Genomic DNA, 20,174 nt, shown 5'->3' on the forward strand with positions numbered 1-20,174 from the left:
CGGCGCCTCGGCGGTGTGCGGGCTCCGCCCGTCGGCGAAGCGGACCGCTGCCGCCCGCGCCACTCACGCCACGGGACCTCCGCGGGCACGACGGTCGTGGCCGCTCCCCGGGACGGGGCCGTAGGGACCGTCGCGCTGTCCGGGCCCCCGGTCCTCACGGCGTCCCCGCCGCCGACCCGGCTCACAGCCGTCCACCGGGCAGCAGCCGCCGGAACGCCTCTTCGTGGGCGTCGAGGAACGCGTCCCCGCCGAAGAGCTTGGTCGCCGTCTCCGCTCCGGCCCTGCGGTCCTCGTCCGGCAGGTGCGCCATCTCCAGCAGCGCCTCGCGCAGCGCCTCGGGGTCCCGGGGCGGAACCAGCCGCCCGAAGCCGGTGGACGCCACCGGGTAGCGGGAGCCGGACAGGTCGGTGCTCACCGGGGGGACCCCGGCCATCATGGCCTCGACCTGCACGATACCGAAGGACTCGGAGATCGACGGGAGCGCGAAGACGTCGATCGAGGCGTAGAAGTCGCGTACGGCCTCGCCCCGCAGCAGGCCGGTGAAGCGGATCCGCGGGTCGTCGCCGGCCTCCGCGCGCAGCTCGGCGATGTTGCTGCCGCCGGCGACGGTGGTGTAGTCCCCCGCGATCAGCAGCCTGGCCTTCGGGTCGGACATCGAGCGGAAGGCCCGGATGAGGTACTCGATCCCCTTGTCGACGGTGATCCGCCCCATGAAGCCGATGTGCAGCCCGTCGCCGTCGCGCAGCCGCGGCTCGCCGCCGTTGCGGTCGACGCAGGGCGAGGAGATGGGGACGAGCCTGCGGCGGCGGATCGTCGGCCAGATCCGCGAACCCCGCGCCTGGTCCTCGCTGTTGGTGATGACGATGTCCGCCTTGCGGACCGCCACCTTGCATACCTCGTCGACGGCGCGCATCCCGAAGCGGTTCACCGGGCTGTCGGGCAGGAACACGTCGATGTGGTACGTCACGACGAGGCGGGCGCTGCCCTTCAGCGCGGCGACGAAGGCCGCCTCGGGGTTGGGCAGGTGCATGTGGAGGATGTCGGAGCGGGCGGCGAGACGCCGGGCCAGCAGCGGCAGCGCGGGGGACACGAAGCCGCGGCTGATGTTGGCGAGGACGGGCGCCCGGAAGACATGGACGCCGTTGATCACCTCGTACCTGGGCAGCTTGGGGTCGTGCTGGGCGCACACCACCGCGATGTTCCAGCCTCGGGCGGCCAGACCCTCGGCGGTCAGTCGCGCGGCCTCGGTCAGGCCGCTGACGTAGGGGGCGTAGTAGTCGAGCATCACCGTCACGTGGAACCGGCTGGGGCGCATGGTGGATCCCTCGCTCAAGGGGTTGTCCTGCGGGCTCATCGGGTTTCCTTCGGATGTCCGGAGGCGGTGGGGTCGGGAACGACGAGACGGATCTCCTGGGCCGCGTGGTCCGAGAAGTCCCCTCCGCCGGCGAAGCGGTAGTCGGGCACGGCCAGGTCCTCGGTGGTGAACAGCCAGTCCAGCCGCCACAGCCTGGGCAGTGGGTAGTCGGACACGGGCCAGGAGCGGGCGGGCAGGACGCCGCTCCCGGGGCTGTGCACCTGGGTACCGGGGGCGGGGTCGAGGAGGCTGCCCGTCCAGGGTGAGTTGAAGTCCCCGGTCAGAACGGCGGGGTGGGGGTTGTCCGCGAGATCGGATCGCAGTGCGTCCAGTTCGCGGTCACGCCAGTCGTACTGGTCCTGCAGAAAGCGGTAGAAGCGGCCGGAGAGCGGGTTGTCGCCGACCTGGAAGGGGACCGGCATGTGCACGTTGTAGAACGAGACCGTGCGGTCGCCGACCCTGATGTCGGTACGCTGCGCCTTGCTGCCCTCCCGGTACCAGGCCGTGCCGGTGTCCGGTACCCGGCGGTGGTGCTCGGCGACCACGGGCAGCCGGGAGAGCGTCAGCAACTCCCCCTCGACGGAGACGTGGTAGCCGGGGAACTCCTTGTGCAGCCGGGCCGTGTCATCGATCCTGACCGGCTCGTCCCCCTCCCAGTACAGGTATTCCTGGAGGAGGTACACGTCGGCGTCCTGGCTGCGGAGGAAGGCGTAGAAGTCCTGCTTGTCGTCGTCCATCTGCCAGTAGTCCGTGCTCCAGGCGAACACCCTGACCTGGGTGCCGTCGGCGCCGGTGCTCGTGCCGTCCGTACGGCCGGCGCCGAAACCCGCCAGATGGGCGCCGGCCAGGAGCAGGAGCACCAGCACGGGGGCCAGCCACCGGCGTACCGGCCGCGCGAGCGGGGTCACCGCGAGCAGCAGCAGCGGCACGGCCACCAGCGTCAGCGGGGGTACCGCCTCGACGAGGAGCCACAGCCACCAGCGTCCCGCGAGCAGGACGTGCAGGACGAGGAGCAGGGCCCATACTCCGGTCGCCCCCACCAGCAGGCGGGTGCCGCGGCACCAGCGGCGGGCCCGGGGGCCCTCCCCGGTACCGTCGGCCGCCCGCTCACCCGGAGACGGACCGGGGGCGTCGCCATCCGTGACGGGGACACCGGACGTGGCGGGGACACCGGATCTGACCGGGGCACCGGACGTGGCGGGGACACCGGATGTGGGCATGGGTGTCCCCGGCACCTGGGTTCCGGCCATGTCAGAAGAAGACCTTCGCGAGACCGAGGGCTCCCTGACGCCAGGGATCCGTGCTGGTCCGGCCGCCGTCCCGGCCGGCGGCCGGCGGTGCGGCCGCGCGCTGCCCGCGCCACCAGTCGTACGTACGCAGGATGGCTTCCCGGTTGGACTGGCGGGGCCGGAAGCCGAGCCGTTCCTGCGCCTTGTCGACGCTGACGTAGGAGTCGTCCAGCAGTTTGTACAGCAGCCGCCCGTAGACCGGGGAGATCCCCGTCCGTTCCAGCGCCCGCAGCACGGCGACCGCGGGACGGCCCGGTACGGACTTGACCGACTTGCCGTGCCCCGCCGCGTCCAGCACCGCCTGGAAGTCCTCGCGCAGGGTGGCGAACTCGACGGCGCCGATGTTGTACGTGTCGTGAGCGACCTCGTCAGGGGCGCGCAGCACGGTGATCACCGCATCCACGAGGTCGTCCAGGGCGAGCATCTGGATGCGCACGTCACCCCGGCCGAGCACCGGGAAGTTCCGGCCCTCCTCGGCCCACTGGAAGAGCATGTCGAACAGGCCCATGCGGCCCGGCCCCACGAAGGTCTTGGGCCGCAGTACGGGCAGGCACATCCCCTTCGCGCGGTACCGCTCGGCGACCTTCTCCGCCTCCGCCTTGGCCCTGCTGTACGTGTCCACGGGCTCGTGCGGATGATCCTCCGGCGTCGGTACCAGCTTGGGCAGCCCGTACACGGCGGTCGAGGAGATGTGCACGACCCTCGGGGTCCCTACGGTTCTGGCCGCCTCCAGCACGGTGGTGGTGCCCTCGACGACGATGGACCGGATGTCGGCGGCGGGGTAACTGGGCAGCGCCGACGCGCAGTGCACCAGGGCCCCGGCACCGTCGAGCGCCCTCCTGACGGCGCCCGGGTCCCGGATGTCACCGGTGGAGGAGGTGAGGCCGGAAGCGGCCGGCACCGGTCTGAGGTCGAAGGCGTGGACCTCCCGCCCCTCCTTCAGCAGCCGCTCCACCAGATGCGCGCCGAGCACACCGGCGGCGCCGGTGACCGTGACGCGCGCGGGCAGCGCGGACAGGCCGTCCGTCTCGTTCCACGGGTTCACCACAGCGAGCTCACCCGCTCCCGCAGAAAGCGTGCCAGCAGTCGGTTCATGCCCTCGGCGAGGGTCGCGTCGAGGGCGTCGAGGAAGCGTTCCACCTCGTCAGGTCCCGCCACCAGGGGCGGGCTCACGACCAGCGGGCTGCGGCCGTTGAGCGTGTAGTAGGAGTAGACGTCGTGCTTGCGGTAGAGGGTGTCGATCACCGCAGCAGTGATGATCTTCGTACGGATCAGCGGGTCCTTGGCGAGTCCGCCGGCGGGGAGTTTGCCCACCAGGTCGAGGATCTTGGGACCGCCGGCCAGGAAGACCCCGAAGAGCGCCCCCGATCCGCGTACGTCGTCGATCAGGTCCGGGTAGGTCTTCCGGATGCGTTCCAGCCCCGGCTTCAGGACGTTCTCGATGGCGCGGGCCCGCGCCGGGTAGTCGTCCTCCACGGCGATGGAGACGGCCTCGATCGCGGTCGCGGTCTCCTCGCCGAAGCCGTAGTACGTCGTACTCGTGCTCTGCGACATGGCGTCCGTCATGTTGTCGTACACCTTGCGGAAGACGGGCTCCCGTGCCACGAAGGCGGAGATGGAGGACTTGCCGCCGCCGAACGACTTCGAGGTCGTCACGACGTCCGGCACCAGACCCTCGTAGCGCATGAAGTGGAACATGCTGCCGGTCTTGCCCCACCCGGTGTAGATCTCGTCGAAGATCAGCACGATGTCCTCGGCCGTGCACAGTTCACGCAGTCCACGCAGGAACTCCTCGGAGCACCAGCGCATCGTGGACGCGCTGAACGGCTCGATGAGGAGCGCGTACACGTCGCTGCGGCCGTTCGCGTCGCGGGCCTCGGCCAGCGCCTGGCGGACCGAGTCGAGGTCGTCGTAGGCGAAGGTGCCGATGCCGGGGATGGTCGGGAAGTCGAAGTGGTTCTGCGTGCTCCCGGTGAGCCCTCCGGAGCCGAGCAGCTTGCCGTGGAAGCTGATGTCGGCGCGCAGGATCCGCTTCCGCTTGCCGCCGTGGTACTTGTACGCCAGCTTGACCGCCCCTTCCACCGCCTCCGCACCGGAGTTCGGCAGGAAGGAGCGGTTGAGGTCGCCCGGAAGCACGGCGGCCAGGTTGTGGCCGAGAGCGGCCAGGTAGGGCGAGAAGTAGGTCTTGTGCACCTCCATCCGCAGCTGTTCCTGGAAGCGCTTGCGGGCCGCCACGATCCGCGGGTGGTTGTGCCCGTGGTTCAGTACGCCCACGCCACCGGTGAAGTCGAGGATCTTGCGCCCGTCGCGGGTGTGGACGTAGGCGCCTTCTGCGTGGTCGATGAGCTCCTGGCCGAAGCCGAAGGAGGTCATCAGCCGGACCTGGCTCTTGTTGATGTAAGTGCGGTATAGATCGTGCACTTCGTCGACGTCGAGCTTCTCGGCCTCGTCGAGAGTGATGAGCTGTGCCATTGGGCCTCTCCCATGCAACATCATCGTGAGACATCGTTGTCTGTCGGCACTCACAACGTCGCACGGGAGAGGACCCTGGCACGAGGTGCCACCGGCGTCCTGTGGCGGTACGGCTACTTGTGGACAGCGATCTCCTCGCCTGCCGGGACACCGCCCAGGACGTCGTCCGTACCGCTGTCCGCAGCCTGACGGCCGATGAGGACACCGGCCTGGAAACGGCTGGTGGCGCCCAGTTCCGTCATCAGAGCGGAGATGTAGCGACGGCAGGTACGGGCCGCCATCCCCAGCCGGCGTGCGATGACTTCGTCCTTGAGGCCCATGGCCATCAGCCGCAGGATGGACGACCGCAGCTCGGCGCTCACCTGTTGCTGATCGGCGGGCTCCGTGCTGTTGAAGGGCCGGCCCACCTGCCAGGCCGTCTCGAAGGAGCGGCAGAGATAGGCCACCAGGGTCGGATCGGTGACGACGGCCGCGCCGGGCGGCTCGGCGCCCTTCCTCTCCTTGGGCACGAAGGCGGTGCGGCGGTCGTAGACGATGAGCCGTTCGGAGAGTTCCGCCGAAGTGCGTACCTCGGCACCTGCTTCGCAGATCTGCGCGACATAGCTGCGGGTGGTGAGGCTCGACCGCGCGGTGTGCTGATAGAGCGTGCGGACCCGGACACCGCGCCGTAACAATTCTTGCGTCTGCACGAGATCCTGCTGAAGAAGTTGTGCCGACCTGCCGCCACCGGGCTGAAGACTCAAGCGCTCTTTGACGCAGCGATGCCGGGCGAGGTCGATCTCCCGGCGCACCTCGGCGGCATTATCGAGAACTCGTATCGACACATCTGTGCCCTGCCGGTGCTCGACTGAGCGATATAATGTCGACAGCGTGTTCAACTGGCGTTGAATTCCGGCTATCTGTCTTCGTTGACGGGCGACCGACATCTCCAGCGGCGCAGTCAGTTCGACCTCGACGACCTCCGGGTCGAGGGGCACGGCGGGGCCGTCACCCGGGCTCAGCAGGCGCAAGTCCTGGAGAGCTGTGCGCGCTTCGGCGATCCGCGCCCTGTCCACGCCGAGCTCGGCGGCGATCTCCTCCTCGATGAAGACACCGGCCCGCAGCGCTGATCTGTAGGCGTCGACCGCGAGTTCGTCCAACAGTAACTGGCTCTCCACGCGTCCCCCTCGGCTCGATTCCGGCGCTTTCCACTTGTGGCCGCGCCATCATAGGACACCCAATGAGCCAGGAGTGGGCCGGTTTTGACTGGCAAGCTCTTCACGTCCCGGTGAACGAGTGCCGCGCATTGTCGAATGAATCGAATCGTGGGAGAAACAATGGCGAACAATCGCTGGTTTGAAGTCCGTTCCCTGGTAGCGCCCCTCCTCCTGGCCGGAATTGCCGGTTCCGCCGGCCTCGCGGTTTTCGCGGGTTCCGCCGTCCCGGGAAGCCCCGAATCCGCCGTGGTCACCAGCGCCGACGACAAATGGGACTCCGCCCCCCATACGCCTGACGAGGGGGCGGCCTTATCCGCTGCCGCCCGGCTGTAGCGCGGCCGCGTCCGGGACGTGCGGAGGCCGCCTCAGCATGGGCTGTTTTTCAGCCGCTTCCCGGACGCGCGGGAGGCGAGCGCGATCCGGGCGATCCGCAGCAGGGTCGACGCGCCTCCCGCGCGGAGGTTGTCGAAGACCAGCCACAGCATGAACCCCCGGGAGGTGCGCGGGCTCACCCGCACTCTGCCCACATGGAATCGGTCCGGGTCGCCGGCCGTCAACGGCGTGGGGACCGAGCCCGGTGCCTCCCGGTCGTGCACCACGAAATCCGGGAGCGAGGCCAGAAGCTCCACGAGCCCCGGCCGGTCCACCGGGGCAGCGGTCTCCACAAAGAGCGCCGCCCCGTGGCCGCTGACCACCGGCACCCGCACGCAGGTCACGGCCACGTCCGTGTCCGGCAGACCCAGGACCCGCTGCGCCTCCTGGACGAGGCGTTGTTCCTCACGGCTGGTCCCGTCCTCCTGGAGCCCGTCCACGGCCGGCAGGACGTTGAACGCCAGGGCGGGGTGGAACCGGTCGGCGGGAAGCTCCGCCTCCGGGTCACGCAGCGTCAGCTCGCTTCCCTCCAGCAGCTCCTCGACCCCCTGGTGCCCCAGTCCGGAGGCGGCCTCGTACGTACTCATCACCACCTGTCGCACCCCCCGCCACCGCTCCACCGCGTGCAGCAGGACCGTCAGCGGCACCGTCATGCCGCTGGGCACCGCGACGACCTCTGCCGGACGCTCCGACAGCAGGCAGTCGTTGACCGAGGGGACGACCAGAGGGACCTCCGGGTGCAAGCTGAAGGCACCGGAGGCGTCGACGACCAGCGCGCCCTCCGCCATCGCCACGGGTACCCAGCGGCGGCTCACCGCCTCACCCGCGCAGAACAGGACGAGATCGGCGCCCGCGAAGTCGAACTCCTCCAGATCGTGCACCGTCTCCGTGCGCCCCCCGACGGGAATCTCCCGGCCCGCCGACTGCGCCGAGGCCACGAGCCGTATCTCCCGGTGCCGCATGCGGTGTTCCCCGATCAGCTCGAGGACGGTGGCTCCGAGAGCACCGGTCGCGCCGACCAGGACGATACAAGGATCCGCAGGGCACTGGGCACGTACCATCAGGTACTCCGATCTGGCGAGGGCCGAGCTCAGGCACGCGTTCCGTGGACGGTCCGGCCGGTGGCACATCGTCTCCGTACCGGGAGGCGCGGAGAGCTCGCACGGCAGGAACGACGTAGCCGGTTCCGCGCGCCGCGTCCCCCATGAAAACCCTGAACCCACCCGTGCGGCACAGGGCGGTGCTGTCAGGAAGCGGCCCGGCCAGAGCATGCCATCACCGGGACCGGCCGTTCCGGCCACCGTGGGCCGCTCCCGGGCCGGAACACGCTCACCACGGCGGAGCTTCACCACCGGGCGGCCCCGACGGCGGCTCCCGCCCGACGGACGGGCGGCTCAGCCGAAGGCGCCGGGCGGCGGGGCCGGGGACGGTCTCGCGCCCGCGTCGGTGACGACGGCGGCTCCGCCCGTGAAGTCGGCGAGCGCGCGGCCGTGTTCGACGCGTCCGGGGTGGGGGTCGCTCGCGACCCGCCGGGTCAGTTCGGCGACGGCGATCGGCAGGTCGGAGGCGACCAGGACCGCGTTGCCGAAGCGGCGGCCGCGCCAGATGGTCGGATCGGCGGCCAGCGCCAGCTCGGGGAAGAGGGAGGCGGCCGTGGCGATCTGGCCGCGCAGGTGCGCGAGCGGCGGGCCGTCGGCGAGGTTGGCGGCGTACTGGCCGCCGGGCTTCAGCACCCGGCGTACGTCGGCGAGGAATTCGGCGGTGGTGAGGTGCGCGGGAGTGCGGGCCCCGCCGAAGACGTCGGCGATGACGAGGTCCGCCCAGCCGTCCTGGATCTTCCCGAGCCCTTCGCGGGCGTCCACCGAGCGGACCCTTATGCGGGCCTGCGGGTCCAGGGGCAGCTCCCGCCGCACCAGTTGGACGAGCGGTGCGTCGATCTCCACGATCTGCTGGGTGGAACGGGGGCGGCTCGCGGCGACGTACCGGGCGAGCGTGAAGGCCCCGCCGCCGAGGTGGACGGCCTGGACGGGCCGTCCGGGAGGGGCTGCGAGATCGATGACATGGCCGAGTCTGCGCTGGTACTCGAAGGAGAGGTACGCGGGATCGTCCAGGTCCACATGTGACTGCGGGGCGCCGTCCAGCAGCAGCGTCCAGCCGCGCGGGCGTTCACGGTCGGGCACGAGCTCGGCGAGGCCGCCGTCCACCGTCGCGGAGACGGGCTCCTGCTGACGCTCCGACCGCTTGCGGTCGCTCGCGCCCCGGGCCGCTCCTCGACGTGCCACGCGCGATCGTCCTCGCTCACCGGTCCGGGCCGGTCCGCTGGGGTGCCGGCGACGGCGGAAGGTCCGCCCACCTGCCCATTATGGCCTCAGCGGCAGTTGTCGGCCGCCTCGATCATCCGGGCCGCCTGGTCGAGGGCGGCCCGGAGGACGGCCGGGTCCGTGACAGGGGTCTCCGCCACGGGCGGCAGGAGCCAGCCCCCTCCGACGACGGGAGGCTCGGCGGGGACGCGCAGCCCACGGCCGTCCGTCCTCGTACAGGCGCTGCCGGGCACGTCCCACGCCTCCGCCGTGCCGGGCGGTACCAGGAAGCCGAGAACGGCGCAGGCTCCGTCGTGCAGGACCGGGCCGACGGGCTCGTTCTCCGCTCCCCTGCGCAGGATGTCCACGGCCTCCAGGCCCTGACGCGCCGGGACGGTCACCAGATCGCACGGTGTGGTTTCCGGACCCATGTGAGGCAAGGGAACCCCTCCTCTCGTCTCGACGAGACGGTGCCGCGCCCCGTCTCCGCATGGACCAACGCGCCGACGGCGTCAACGGCTACGGCGGCACGCCGCCGCAAAGGGTGGCAGTTCATGGCAGATCACGGGCGAGATGTCTGCTTTATTGGCAAACGCTGTGTGTATGGCCCGTCACAGCCGGTACGTTCTTGCTCCGCCGGGACACCGGAAGCAGGAGCCCGGCTGCACCAGAGAGGGCCCCGCCATGGTGTCGACACGGGCAGTTCCCAACCTCGTCTTCCGTCGGCTGCGCGGACAGCGCTCCGCCGGAGAGTTCGCGGCAGCGGTCCGCAGGGCCGCGCGCGAGATCGGTGAACAGGTCGCGTGCGACGCCCGGTACATCGGACGCGTGGAGTCCGGGGAGATCCGATGCCCCAACTACGCGTACGAACGGGTGTTCCTGCACATGTTCCCCGGGGCCGGCCTCGCGGACCTGGGTTTCTCGGCCCGCGAGAGCGTGCGCGGCCGGGGGGCCCGCACGACACCCGCACCCCCGCCCACCACACCCCCCACGCTCGACAGCGACATCCACGAGGAGAGCGACGTGCTGCGTCGCGTGTTCATGACCAGCGGCACCACCACGGTGGCGACCGCGTCCCTGGGCCTGGGCGGCAGATCCGCCGCCGCCGGCCCCCTCGCCGTACCCGCACAGCGCCGGGTGGGGGAGGCCGAGGTGAGCGCCTTGGAGAAGGCGGTGCGCCAGATCCGGCTGCTGGACGACCGGCACGGCGCGGACGGCCTCTACCGGCGGGCCTCCCAGCCGCTCAGGGCCGCGTACGCCCTGCTCGACTCCGGCACCACTACCCGGCGCAGCACGACGGACCGGCTGCACTCGGGCGCCGGTGAGCTGGCGATCTCCGTGGGCTGGCTGGCCCACGACTCGGGGCGCTTCGACGACGCGCGCTCCCATTACGCGGAGGCGCTCGCGACGGCCCGGCTGGCCGGGGACGCCGCGCTGGAGGCGCACGCGTTCTGCAACGCGTCGTTCCTGGCCCGGGACACCGGGCGGGCCCGCGAGGCGGTGCGCGCCGCGGAGGCCGGACAGCGGGCGGCCCGGCCGCTCGGCTCACCGCGTCTGCTGGCACTGCTGGCGCTGCGGGAGGCAGGGGCCCGGGCCTGGCTCGGGGACCGCACGGGGTGCGAGCAGGCGATCGGGCGGGCGCAGACGGCATTCGCGAGGGGGCCGAGCGACGCGGACCCCGAGTGGATGACCTTCTTCCGTGAGGCGGAGCTGGAGCTGCTGGAGGCGCAGTGCTGGTCCGCCCTCGGTGACTGGCCCCGGGCCGCGCGGCACGCCCGGAGGGCGAGCCGGCTGCAGGATCCGCACTTCACCCGGAACCTCGCGCTGTACCGCGCCCAGCTCGCCGGTGACCTGGCGCGGGCGGGCACGGCCGACGAGGCCGCGGCGGCGAGCCATCAGGTGCTGGATCTGCTCGACCGGGTCCAGTCCTCCCGGATCCGGGGGATGCTGGCGAGCGCCGTACGGGTGCTCAGGCCACGCGGCGGCCCGGAGGTGACGGCCCTCCTGGCCCGCTACGAGGAGCTGCCCCCGATCACGTGAGCAGGGCGTGAGGTTGACCTCCGGCCCTTCCCGCGCCCTCCGGCCCTTCCCGCGCCCTCCAGCCCTGGCGGGCGGAACCAGCCCGTCCGGCGCTCGACGACGGAACCGGTGCGCGGGGTCCGGGATGCGCTCTCCGGTGCGGGCGCACCTGGGCAGCCGGACCGCTCCGGCACCGGGGTCCCGCCCTCGTCCGCCGGACGGGTCGAGTGGACCGGACCGGAGGTCAGCGGTCCAGGTGGCCGGTGTCGTTCCAGCGCTCCAGCGCGGGGAGGCCGTACGCCCAGCCCAGCACCGACAGGGACGTGGGCTCCAGCCGGATCCGCGCGGCGAACGACACGTCCTCGCCCAGCCACCGCGCGCCCAGCGCCCGCAGGATGTGCCCGTGGGCGAAGACCAGCACATCGCGGTCGGCGGAACGCGCCCACTCGACGACCTCGTCCGCCCGGGCCGTGAGTTCGGCGAGGGTCTCGCCACCGGGCACGCCGTCGCGCCAGATGAGCCAGTCCGGCCGGTCCGCCTTGATCTGTGCCGGGGTCAGGCCCTCGTAGTCCCCGTAGTCCCACTCCATCAGCGCGTCCCACGGCTGGGCCCGCTCGCCGAAGCCGGCGATCGCGCAGGTCTCGGAGGCCCGGACGAGCGGGCTGGTCCGCACCTCGACGCCGGGCAGGCCTCCCCAGGGCTCCCGGTGCAGCCGCTCGCCGAGCAGCTTGGCGCCCTCGCGGCCGGTGTGGAGAAGTGGAATGTCGGTCCTGCCGGTGTGATTGCCCTGGACCGACCACTGTGTCTGGCCGTGCCGGGCGAGCAGGATTCGCGGTGCCATGACGGCTCTCCCTGAAAATACGGAGATCCGAAGATCCGAGGACCCTAGGATCTGGTGGGTCCGGGACAGCGGTGTCCGGGACGCGACGGGGCGGCGCCGCAGGCGACCGGCTGGGAGACCGGTGCGGGCGGAGGCCCTGCTCCATCATCTCCCACATGCTTCACGGGCAACCTGCGGGGCGGCGTCCGCGTCCCTCTCAGCGCACGACCAGGGGCGGGCCGAGTGGGACGGCCCCCAAGGGGAACCAGGGCATACGACCGCCGTACGGTTGAACGCCCGCCGTCGACCGCATGAACATGGGGAGAGCCACCGGATGCCGCACGCCACCGCCGCGACACCGTCCTCCGGTCCCCGGCCCCGCTGGTGGACGGAGCTCCCCCTCATCGCGGTGGTGTACGGGCTGTACTCGATGGGCCGGCTGCTCGTCCACGAGAACATACCCGCGGCCGTGGACAACGGTCTCGCGATACTCCGCCTGGAGCAGGCGCTCCACATCAACGCCGAGCACCCCCTCAACCGGCTGCTGACCGCCCAGCCCGCGCTCGGGATACCCGCCGACTTCGCGTACGCCTCCCTGCACTACCTGGTCACCCCGGCCGTCCTGGTCTGGATCTTCCGCCGCCGTACCGCTGCCTACCGGGCGGCCCGCACCTGGCTGATGACCTCCACGCTCCTCGGGCTGGTCGGCTTCACGCTGATGCCGACCTGTCCGCCCCGGCTGCTCGACGCCCACCACGGTTTCGTCGACACGATGGCGCAGTACAGCGCGTACGGCTGGTGGGGCGCGGGCGCGAGCGCCCCGCGCGGCCTCAGCGGGATGACGAACCAGTACGCGGCGATGCCGAGCCTGCACGTCGGCTGGGCGGTGTGGTGCGGCGTCCTGCTGTGGCGCCACGGCCGCCACCCGCTCGTCCGCGCGGCAGGCGTCGCCTATCCGCTGATCACCGTGCTCATCGTGATGGGAACGGCGAACCACTATTTCCTCGACGCCGTGGCCGGCGCCGCCGTGATGGCCCTGGGCGCCCTGCTGACCAGGCCGTTCATGCGGCTCGCGGACCGCGTCAAGGACAGGGTGAGGGCGGTGTTCGCACGGGTGCCCGCACCGCACACCCCCACGAAGTCCACGATTGTCAGTGACGGATGCAAGACTTCCGCGGGTGAGCGAATACCCGGCCAGCGGACCGCCTCCGCAGATTCCAGCGACGCGCGCACCCGCTCCTCGGCCGAAGCCAGCGACGACGCTCCGGCAGCGGCTCGCTGAGCTGCGCGGCCCCTCCGTCGCCCCGCATCCGCTCGACGCGCGCGCACTGGCCGCGCTCGCCGCCAACCCGGGATGCAAGCGGCGCGCCCTGCTCGACGGCGCGGGCGTCGACAAGGCCGTGCTGGCCACGGCGCTCGGCTCCCCCGCCGCGTTCGGCCAGTCCCAGTTCGCGTTCGTGCGGGGCAACGCCTTCGAGGCGAAGGTCAAGGCCGACGGCGGTACGGAGCTGCTCCGCCTCCTCGTCGAGCGGCTCGGCGGCGGCGCCGGGGCGGACGCCGTGGCCACGGTGCCCGATCTGACGGCAGCGGGCCCCGAGGGCCGCGTCGCGCGTACGGCGCTGGCGCTGCGCGAGGCCACGGCGGCGGGCGGCTGGACGCTGCTCGACCATCCGATGCTGGTCCTGGAGGTCGCGGGCTCACCCACCTACCTGGAGCCGGACGCCGTGGTGGTGCACCCCGACGGCACCTGGACTGTCGTCGAGATCAAGTCGTTCCCCATGATCGACAGCTCGGCGGACGCCGCGAAGGTCGGTGCCGCGGCCCGCCAGTCCGCCGTCTACGTCCTGGCGCTGGAGCGGGTCGCCGCGTCGACCGAGGGCGCCTCGGTGGGGCACCGGGTCCTGCTGGTGTGCCCGAAGGACTTCTCCAACCTGCCGACCGCCTCGGTCGTGGACGTACGCAAGCAGCGCGCCGTCACCAGCCGCCAGCTGACCCGGCTGACCCGTGTCGAGGACATCGCGGCAGCCCTGCCCGAGGGCACGACCTTCGACCCGGGCTGCTCCGCCGAGGATCTCGGCACAGCGGTCGAGGCGGTCCCCGCGGCATACGCCCCCGAGTGCCTGGCCGCGTGCGAGCTGGCCTTCCACTGCCGGGCGAAGGCACGTGCCGAAGGCGCGGTGGAGTCGCTGGGCCGGAGCGTGCGGGGCGAGCTCGGAGGTCTGACGACGGTCGCCGGGGTGCTGGCAGCGGCGGCCGGCAAGGAGGGCGATCCGGCCGACCCGACGGTGGCGGCCCTGCGCAGGGCCGCCGCCTTGCGCGCGGAGGCACTGGCCGGTGTGGACGGCGGCGTCCCATGTCACTGATCAGCACCCTGGCCCGGCTGGAGGCCGTCGACAGCGGGCGGGCCCAGCCGCTGGCGACCGTGCGCCACCGCCATCTGACCGACGGACCGCTCGTCCTGGTGCCGCTGACGACCGCCGGTGAGGCGGGCGCGCCGCTCGGCGCGCTCGTGGGCACGGACCGCGCCGCACCCCGGCTGCTGACGGTGGCGCAGCCACGCGACCGTGATCTGCGGTTCGCGTTCCTCGCCGAGCTGGCCGAAGCGGTGCTGCCGCACATCGAGTCGTACGCCGACGTCGTCGAGCCGGCCGAGCGCAACGAGGTCGATCCCGGGACCGGCAAGAAGGTCAAGGTCGAGGTCGAGCTGTGCGCGGACGCGGCCCAGCTGATCGTGCCCAGCCGGGCGGGCATCGACTTCGTGCGGCTGCTCGGGCGGTCCATGCGGTTCCGGCGTACCGCCGAGGACGACCCGGACACCCCGTATCCGGCTCCCGCGCGCGTGCCGCTCCTCGGCCGCTGGCTGACGCACTACGGGGAGCGGGCCAGGGTGCCGGGTTCCTCGCTGCTGCTGGCCGCGACGGACCTGCTGAACCGCCACTGGGCGACGGGCCAGAGCAGCCTGGAGGACCAGCATCTCGGCGCCCTGCTCTCCTGGATCGACCCGCCGGCCGGCGAGGCCGGTGCGGCGGCGGCGCTGCGCGCGGAGCTGGAGCGGGACCGTGCCGGTCAGCTGGTCTGCCCGCCGGCCGGACCGGCGACGGATCCGGCGTTCGACAACAGGCTGCTGGCGCCCGCGATCGAGCGGTACGACCAGGCGCGTTCGGCGCTGGCCGCGGCGGAGGACGCCGTGGACGCCGACACCCGGCTCGGGGAACTGAGCGGTGCCGAGCGGGAGATCAGGTCGCTGCTCGCGGGGGTGATGCTGCCCACCTGGGACGCCGTGTGGCGGGGGCTCGACCTGCTGCGGGAGCTTCCGGAGGGGGTGAGGGCCGAGGACCGCTGGACCAGGGACCGCTGGTCGTTCACCGCGCACCGGGACCGGGTACGGGCGGGCGAGCCCCCGCAGCCGCGCCGGGACGATGCGGTGACGGCGGCGCAGAAGCTGGCCTCGCGGGAGACCGCCCAGGCGCAGCTGGACGCCCAGGAGGCTCTGGACGACCCGTTGGTGCTGGCGGGGCGCAGGCTGGCGGGCGAGGCTTTCGTCGGGGAGGTGACGGAGGTCGAGATGGCGTACAGCGAGTCGAAGCGGCCCTCGCCGCGCCCCCTGGTCACCGTGCGGACCGAGGAACGCCCGCATCTCGGTGAGCGGACCAAGGTGTACCGCTCGCTGGACGGCAAGCCGCAGACGGCGGAGTTCGTGGGGTACGCGGCCGAGGACGCCGAGAGCCCCGGCACGGTCCGGCTGGTCCTGCGGATCACGGACCGCATGGGGCGGAGCAAGGAGCCGGCGCCCGGTTCGGTGCCCGGGGCCGGCGACCGGATCGCCTGGACCCTGTTCGAGCACGACCAGCGGGGCGGCCCGAAGCTGCCCGACCCGGAGGACACGCCGTGGACCCATGGCGGCCCGCCGGGCGCCGCCGGCGGCGTACCCGCCGAGCAGCCCGACCCCGTGACCCCGGAGGACCTCCTGTGACAGCTGTTCTCGACCCGGGCGCCGCGGCGGCCCGGGCGACCGACGCGATCCTCGGCGACACCCTGCGCGGTACCGCGCGGGGCATCGTGGTGGATTCGCCGCCGGGCGCCGGGAAGTCGACCCTGGTGGTGCGTGCCGCGCTGGAGCTGGCCGCGGCCGGCCGCCCGCTGATGGTGGTCGCGCAGACCAACGCCCAGGTGGACGACCTGGTGGTGCGGCTGGCCGAGAAGGCTCCGGAGCTGCCGGTCGGCCGGTTGCACAGCAGCGACTCCGATCCGTACGACAAGGTCCTCGACGGCCTGGACAACGTACGGAAGTCGGCTAAGGCGGCGGATCTGGCGGGCCTGGACATCGTCATCTCGACAGCCGCCAAGTGGGCGCACGTGAAGAACGTGGAGCCGTGGGGGCACGCGATCGTCGACGAGGCCTACCAGATGCGGTCGGACGCGCTTCTGGCCGTGGCCGGGCTGTTCGAGCGGGCGCTGTTCGTCGGGGACCCCGGTCAGCTGGACCCGTTCTCGATCGTGGGTGCCGACCAGTGGGCGGGTCTCTCGTACGACCCGTCGGCGAGCGCGGTCTCGACGCTGCTCGCGCACAATCCGGAGCTGCCGCAGCACCGGCTGCCGGTGTCGTGGCGGCTGCCCGCGTCGGCGGCGCCGCTGGTCTCGGACGCGTTCTACCCGTACACGCCGTTCCGCAGCGGCACGGACCACGGAGACCGGCGGCTGGCCTTCGGTGTCCCCTCGGACGGGTCGGGCCCGGACCGGGTGCTGGACGAGGCGGCGGAGTCCGGCTGGGGGCTGCTGGAGCTCCCGGCTCGGCACACCCCGCGCACGGACCCCGAGGCGGTGCGGGCGGTGGCCCTGGTGGTCCGCCGGCTGCTCGACCGGGGTGGCGCCGCGACGAGCGAGCGTTCCCCCGATCCGGTTCCGGTGACGGCGGAGCGGGTCGCCGTCGGCACGGCCCACCGCGACCAGGCCGCCGCCGTGCGGGCGGCGCTCGCGGAGCTGGGTGTGACCGGCGTGGCGGTGGACACGGCGAACCGGCTCCAGGGCCGCGAGTTCGACGTGACGGTGGTCCTGCATCCGCTGTCGGGCCGTCCGGACGCCACGGCGTTCCATCTGGAGACGGGCCGCCTGTGCGTGCTGGCCTCGCGGCACCGGCACGCGTGCGTCGTGGTGTGCCGGGCCGGGGTGGCGGACCTGCTGGACGAGCACCCGTCGACGGAGCCGGTGCAGCTGGGCGTGACGGTGAAGTTCCCCGACGGCTGGGAGGCGAACCACGCGGTTCTGGCGCACCTCGCCGAGCATCGCGTGCATTGGGCGCCCTGATCCTGGGCAGCGCTACTGCGCCGGGCTGCCATGGGCAGCGCTCTTGCGCGGGGCTGGACAATGGAAGGTGGCCGTCCGGCCGTACGAGGAAGGAACACCACATGGCACAACCCGAGCGGAACGAGCGGCAGAGGCTGCGTCCGGCGCCGCTGCTCTTCGAGCCGTCGGAGGCGGCAGCCGATCCGGAGCACTTCTTCGACCTGGAGTCGATGGAGGACCCGAAGGAACTGCTGGCCCGGGCGACGGAGCTGACGCTCGCCTTCCGGGCGGCGACCGACCGGGCCGTGGAGTTCCAGGCCGTGGCAGCCGCCCAGCTCGCCGATCCGCGCCGGTTCGACCGGCTCACGGCCGCGGACATAGCCGAGCGCGCGGAGTGGACCGAGGACTACGCCAAGAAGATGATCGAGTTCGGCCGGTCCCTGCTGGACGACCCCGCGCCCTGACCTCCGGCGGGGGTCACCGCTCCCGCACCGCGCCTTCGTCACTGCGGGTACACCCCTGGCATATGCCGACGGGCAAGATACTCCGTCGCCCCGTGCCCTGTCCGCCGTTCGGCAACTCTGGGGAACAGTAGCGTCACAGCCGGTAGACATGACGGTATGAGCGCCTGGCTGAGTGACGAAACGACCCTGCGGACCGGCACCGCCCCGCACGACGGCGTCGGCCTCTTCGACATGCTGCGGGACCGCGCCGGCCATTGGGCCGACGATCGGGCCGCCCAGGTCACGGCGTCCGGCGCCGCGTGGCTGGCGGGCGCGACGCCGTACCCACGCAGCACGCTCTCGCAGTGGGAGACCCGCCCCGGCGCCCCCGGCGTGCTGCCCTGCGGCTCCTCGTTCGACGTGGTGAACGTGCCCGCCCTGTTCGGCAGGCGCATGCTCGAGCAGCTCTGGACGGAGGGGCCGGGATCAGGGCCGGTGGCCACGCACCGGGGCCGGATGCTGCTGTTCGCCTCCCCGGGCACGGCCCAGCGGCTGCCGTCGCTGCTCGCGTGGGAGGAGTGGGGCGCGGGCACCGCCGGAGGTGCCCGACGACACGAGGGAGCCCTGCCGCCGGTGCTCTGTCACGGCACGGGGGACGCGGTCACCGTGCCGCCCCTGACCGCCGGCGCGGGGGCCGGCGGACCCCGCTGGGTGGTCGCCCCCGACACGCGCAGCCCCTGGCTTCCGGGCCCTGACGTGCTCCTGTGGGCCTGTGTCCGGGTGTGCAGGTCGGCGGCCCCCTCGACCACGGGGAATTCGATTTTTCCTCCCGCCGATGCGGGTGCTAATGTCTACGACGTCACCAGGCGCCGTTAGCTCAGTTGGTTAGAGCAGCTGACTCTTAATCAGCGGGTCCGGGGTTCGAGTCCCTGACGGCGCACAGACGGAAGAAGCCCCCTCGTGGAAGCGAGGGGGCTTCTTCGTGTGCGTTCGCGCAGGTCAGGCGCCGGTGGCGATGCGGACGGTCCACGCTCCCGACCGGGTCCGGTCGGCGACGTCGATCCGGATCCGCTCGCCCGGCACGGTGTAGCGCTCGCCCTCCTGGAGCGGGGCGTCCGCCAGCGGCGGGTAGACCGAGCGGTCCCAGCAGGCGTCGGAATCCGGGTGGGTGTCGAGCACCTCGACGGGGCCGCCGCCGGACGGTGTCGCGTTCCGGATCCGGTAGACGAGCACACCCTCGGTGCAGGTCGTCCGGTCGTTGCCCGTGGCACTGCGGGCCTCGATGGCCAGCGCGCTGTCCGCACCGGTCCTGATGACAGCGAGCCGGGTGCCGATGGACGCGCCCGGCACGGGCACCTCGGCCATGGGCTCCAGGGTGAGGTCGGCGGCACCCTGCACGCAGACGACCTCCTCGCCCTCCAGCCAGCCGAGCTTCCACTTGTGCCAGCCGAACAGGTCCGGGGACAGCCCGAACTGGCTGCCCATCACGTCCCAGTCGCCGACGTAGGTGTCCCAGTCACCCTTCCCGTCCTCCGGCCGGTGGTAGAGGTCCGCCAGGTCGAAGACGTGCCCGGTCTCGTGCGCGAGGACGTTCCGGTCCGGCGGGTGCTCCTCGAAGACGGTGACCACTCGCCTGATGTCGGTGTCGTCGGCGCGCAGCGGCCGGTCGAAGTTGACGACCTTGGTGGCGTCGGAGTCGACACCGGGGGCGTCGGGGTCGGCGACGAGGTAGACGATGTCGTACGCGGAGAAGTCGGTCTGCTCGTCGGCGGCCTCGATCGCGTCGCGCAGGTAGGCGCTGCGGCTCTCGGAGCCCCAGTCGCGCTGTATGCCGTACCGGGTGGACGGGTGCGGCATGGAGGTCCACCGCCGCTGCGGGTGGGCGCGCAGGGTGAACTTCCCGTACGAGGCGCGCTCGAAGAAGCGGGTCGTCGAGGGGAAGTAGTCGGCGGCGAGCACCTCGGGGGACACGACGGGGTCGGAGTCGGGGAACGAGAGGAAGACCATGACCGCGTCGAGGGTGCGGTCGGGGCGCGGATAGGCGTCGTTCCAGGTGTCGAGGCCGAGCGAGTGGTGCGCCCCGGTCCTGGGGAGGGCGCACGGCCCCGCGTCGCGCGAGGAAGCCACGGCGGGCCCGGCGACGAGTCCGGTGGCGGCGAGCGCCAGGAGGGAGGTGAGAGCGGCCGCCGCACTGCGCAGGCTCGGCCTCTCCACTCCCCCGGGTCCGTGCTGACGCGGCACATCTACCTCCGGGTGGCGAATGCGGGACTTCCCCTTCACCCTGTGCCGTTTCGTCGGCGTACGCCCTGTTGTGCTGCCCCACACGGGTCAGCGGAGGGCGGAGTGATCATCCGAAGACAGATGATCACCCTCACACACAGTCACAATCGTTCACCCGAGGAGCCGAAGTAGCCAGATCAACTCAAAAGTGATCACCAATGGCCAAAGCGGCATGAGGCCGCCACCCTTGGGACAGACGTGGGACAGACGTGGGCCATGCGCGTGCCGCGTGTCCGAAACGGCGGGCGTGTTGGAACGGCCGGTGTGCCACCCTCTATGCTTCACCTCGCTTTCCTGCGTGGTTCCCGCCTCTCGCACGGCGCACCACTCCATCCCCCTGCCCGGC

17 protein-coding genes and 1 tRNA gene are annotated in these 20,174 nt (G+C 72.1%); 8 read left to right on the forward strand and 10 right to left on the reverse strand.

Features of this window, described 5'->3' with window-relative positions; translation table 11 throughout:
- Positions 1-181 precede the first annotated feature (181 nt).
- The 8 genes from HED23_RS29690 to HED23_RS29725 all read right to left on the reverse strand — a co-directional run bounded on the left by HED23_RS29690 (position 182) and on the right by HED23_RS29725 (position 9,414).
- Positions 182-1,354: a glycosyltransferase family 4 protein gene (locus HED23_RS29690; RefSeq protein WP_238442161.1), complete on the reverse strand. Its 1,173-nt coding sequence runs from the start codon at positions 1,352-1,354 to the stop codon at positions 182-184.
- The gene (locus HED23_RS29695) at positions 1,351-2,604 is read right to left on the reverse strand and encodes an endonuclease/exonuclease/phosphatase family protein (RefSeq protein ID WP_203186425.1); all 1,254 of its coding nucleotides are present in this window, start codon (positions 2,602-2,604) and stop codon (positions 1,351-1,353) included. Before HED23_RS29695 ends, HED23_RS29690 begins: the two co-directional genes overlap by 4 nt.
- Position 2,605: 1 nt before the next feature.
- On the reverse strand, positions 2,606-3,691 hold the full coding sequence (locus HED23_RS29700) for an NAD-dependent epimerase/dehydratase family protein (RefSeq protein ID WP_238442162.1): 1,086 nt from the start codon (positions 3,689-3,691) through the stop codon (positions 2,606-2,608).
- Positions 3,685-5,115, reverse strand: coding sequence for an aspartate aminotransferase family protein (locus HED23_RS29705; protein WP_203186426.1), 1,431 nt, complete (start codon positions 5,113-5,115; stop codon positions 3,685-3,687). The genes HED23_RS29700 and HED23_RS29705 overlap by 7 nt, the downstream gene beginning before the upstream one ends.
- Positions 5,116-5,228: 113 nt before the next feature.
- Complete coding sequence (locus HED23_RS29710; protein WP_203186427.1) at positions 5,229-6,272, reverse strand: helix-turn-helix transcriptional regulator; 1,044 nt, start codon at positions 6,270-6,272, stop codon at positions 5,229-5,231.
- A 404-nt stretch (positions 6,273-6,676) separates the two neighbouring features.
- Complete coding sequence (locus HED23_RS29715; RefSeq protein ID WP_203186428.1) at positions 6,677-7,744, reverse strand: aspartate-semialdehyde dehydrogenase; 1,068 nt, start codon at positions 7,742-7,744, stop codon at positions 6,677-6,679.
- Positions 7,745-8,077: 333 nt separating this feature from the next.
- Positions 8,078-8,965, reverse strand: a complete 888-nt coding sequence (locus tag HED23_RS29720; RefSeq protein ID WP_203186429.1) for a spermidine synthase — start codon at positions 8,963-8,965, stop codon at positions 8,078-8,080.
- An 86-nt stretch (positions 8,966-9,051) separates the two neighbouring features.
- Positions 9,052-9,414, reverse strand: coding sequence for a hypothetical protein (locus tag HED23_RS29725; protein WP_203186430.1), 363 nt, complete (start codon positions 9,412-9,414; stop codon positions 9,052-9,054).
- A 253-nt stretch (positions 9,415-9,667) separates the two neighbouring features.
- On the opposite strand from HED23_RS29725, the gene HED23_RS29730 reads away from it, so the two are divergent.
- Positions 9,668-11,023, forward strand: coding sequence for a tetratricopeptide repeat protein (locus HED23_RS29730; RefSeq protein WP_203186431.1), 1,356 nt, complete (start codon positions 9,668-9,670; stop codon positions 11,021-11,023).
- A 223-nt stretch (positions 11,024-11,246) separates the two neighbouring features.
- Here HED23_RS29730 and HED23_RS29735 read toward each other — a convergent pair whose 3' ends face one another.
- Positions 11,247-11,843, reverse strand: coding sequence for a histidine phosphatase family protein (locus tag HED23_RS29735; RefSeq protein WP_203186432.1), 597 nt, complete (start codon positions 11,841-11,843; stop codon positions 11,247-11,249).
- Between the two features lie 313 nt (positions 11,844-12,156).
- On the opposite strand from HED23_RS29735, the gene HED23_RS29740 reads away from it, so the two are divergent.
- The 7 genes from HED23_RS29740 (at position 12,157) to HED23_RS29770 (ending at position 18,488) form a co-directional block, all read left to right on the forward strand.
- Positions 12,157-13,104: a phosphatase PAP2 family protein gene (locus HED23_RS29740; RefSeq protein WP_203186433.1), complete on the forward strand. Its 948-nt coding sequence runs from the start codon at positions 12,157-12,159 to the stop codon at positions 13,102-13,104.
- A complete protein-coding gene (locus HED23_RS29745; RefSeq protein WP_203186434.1) occupies positions 13,001-14,185 on the forward strand; it encodes a hypothetical protein in 1,185 nt (394 codons plus the stop codon). Before HED23_RS29740 ends, HED23_RS29745 begins: the two co-directional genes overlap by 104 nt.
- A complete protein-coding gene (locus HED23_RS29750; RefSeq protein WP_203186435.1) occupies positions 14,176-15,795 on the forward strand; it encodes a hypothetical protein in 1,620 nt (539 codons plus the stop codon). Before HED23_RS29745 ends, HED23_RS29750 begins: the two co-directional genes overlap by 10 nt.
- Complete coding sequence (locus HED23_RS29755; protein WP_203186436.1) at positions 15,792-17,126, forward strand: AAA domain-containing protein; 1,335 nt, start codon at positions 15,792-15,794, stop codon at positions 17,124-17,126. Before HED23_RS29750 ends, HED23_RS29755 begins: the two co-directional genes overlap by 4 nt.
- Before the next feature lie 101 nt (positions 17,127-17,227).
- Positions 17,228-17,569, forward strand: a complete 342-nt coding sequence (locus HED23_RS29760) for a hypothetical protein (RefSeq protein ID WP_203186437.1) — start codon at positions 17,228-17,230, stop codon at positions 17,567-17,569.
- Between the two features lie 156 nt (positions 17,570-17,725).
- A complete protein-coding gene (locus HED23_RS29765) occupies positions 17,726-18,424 on the forward strand; it encodes a bifunctional DNA primase/polymerase (RefSeq protein WP_203186438.1) in 699 nt (232 codons plus the stop codon).
- A tRNA-Lys gene (locus HED23_RS29770) sits at positions 18,415-18,488 on the forward strand. The genes HED23_RS29765 and HED23_RS29770 overlap by 10 nt, the downstream gene beginning before the upstream one ends.
- 59 nt (positions 18,489-18,547) lie before the next feature.
- On the opposite strand, the gene HED23_RS29775 is transcribed toward HED23_RS29770, so the two are convergent.
- Positions 18,548-19,789: a M6 family metalloprotease domain-containing protein gene (locus HED23_RS29775; RefSeq protein ID WP_203186439.1), complete on the reverse strand. Its 1,242-nt coding sequence runs from the start codon at positions 19,787-19,789 to the stop codon at positions 18,548-18,550.
- Positions 19,790-20,174 lie beyond the last annotated feature (385 nt).

The sequence above is a fragment of the Streptomyces pratensis genome (assembly GCF_016804005.1).
Taxonomy (GTDB): Bacteria; Actinomycetota; Actinomycetes; order Streptomycetales; family Streptomycetaceae; genus Streptomyces; species Streptomyces pratensis_A.

Bases quoted from the DNA above. Each gene is read 5' to 3' on its own strand.
- HED23_RS29690 (WP_238442161.1), bottom strand. From the start codon at position 1,354: ATGAGCCCGCAGGACAACCCCTTGAGCGAGGGATCCACCATGCGCCCC.
- HED23_RS29695 (WP_203186425.1), bottom strand. From the start codon at position 2,604: ATGGCCGGAACCCAGGTGCCGGGGACACCCATGCCCACATCCGGTGTC.
- HED23_RS29705 (WP_203186426.1), bottom strand. From the start codon at position 5,115: ATGGCACAGCTCATCACTCTCGACGAGGCCGAGAAGCTCGACGTCGAC.
- HED23_RS29715 (WP_203186428.1), bottom strand. From the start codon at position 7,744: ATGGTACGTGCCCAGTGCCCTGCGGATCCTTGTATCGTCCTGGTCGGC.
- HED23_RS29725 (WP_203186430.1), bottom strand. From the start codon at position 9,414: ATGGGTCCGGAAACCACACCGTGCGATCTGGTGACCGTCCCGGCGCGT.
- HED23_RS29730 (WP_203186431.1), top strand. From the start codon at position 9,668: ATGGTGTCGACACGGGCAGTTCCCAACCTCGTCTTCCGTCGGCTGCGC.
- HED23_RS29735 (WP_203186432.1), bottom strand. From the start codon at position 11,843: ATGGCACCGCGAATCCTGCTCGCCCGGCACGGCCAGACACAGTGGTCG.
- HED23_RS29740 (WP_203186433.1), top strand. From the start codon at position 12,157: ATGCCGCACGCCACCGCCGCGACACCGTCCTCCGGTCCCCGGCCCCGC.
- HED23_RS29750 (WP_203186435.1), top strand. From the start codon at position 14,176: ATGTCACTGATCAGCACCCTGGCCCGGCTGGAGGCCGTCGACAGCGGG.
- HED23_RS29760 (WP_203186437.1), top strand. From the start codon at position 17,228: ATGGCACAACCCGAGCGGAACGAGCGGCAGAGGCTGCGTCCGGCGCCG.
- HED23_RS29765 (WP_203186438.1), top strand. From the start codon at position 17,726: ATGAGCGCCTGGCTGAGTGACGAAACGACCCTGCGGACCGGCACCGCC.